This window comes from Bacillus cereus group sp. Bce019, assembly GCF_051781745.1.
GTDB lineage: Bacteria > Bacillota > Bacilli > Bacillales > Bacillaceae_G > Bacillus_A > Bacillus_A cereus.
The window spans coordinates 1-322 of the sequence record NZ_JBPWJX010000080.1 but is presented as its reverse complement, the minus strand read 5'-3'; the positions used below and the strand labels follow the sequence as shown (position 1 = coordinate 322).

The following is a 322-nucleotide window of genomic DNA, read 5'->3' as shown; positions in this document are numbered from 1 at the left end:
AAAGTTAGTTTGTCTAGCATCTAAAATAAAAATTGACGTTTCACGTTGTTTGTTTCGTTCAGTTTTCAAAGAACTAATGGTGGAGCCTAGCGGGATCGAACCGCTGACCTCCTGCGTGCAAGGCAGGCGCTCTCCCAGCTGAGCTAAGGCCCCCAAACAAGTATCGGGAAGACAGGATTTGAACCTGCGACCCCCTGGTCCCAAACCAGGTGCTCTACCAAGCTGAGCCACTTCCCGAAAGAAAACGCGCCCGAGAGGAGTCGAACCCCTAACCTCTTGATCCGTAGTCAAACGCTCTATCCAATTGAGCTACGGGCGCATA

General features: G+C 50.9%; 3 tRNA genes. All 3 read right to left on the bottom strand.

Annotation, left to right across the window (positions count from 1 at the left end):
• Positions 1 to 77 precede the first annotated feature (77 nt).
• Positions 78 to 153 (bottom strand) — tRNA-Ala (locus ACS2QP_RS27520).
• A gap of 10 nt (positions 154 to 163) precedes the next feature.
• Positions 164 to 237: transfer RNA gene (locus ACS2QP_RS27515), tRNA-Pro, on the bottom strand.
• Positions 238 to 245: 8 nt separating this feature from the next.
• Positions 246 to 319 (bottom strand) — tRNA-Arg (locus tag ACS2QP_RS27510).
• Positions 320 to 322 lie beyond the last annotated feature (3 nt).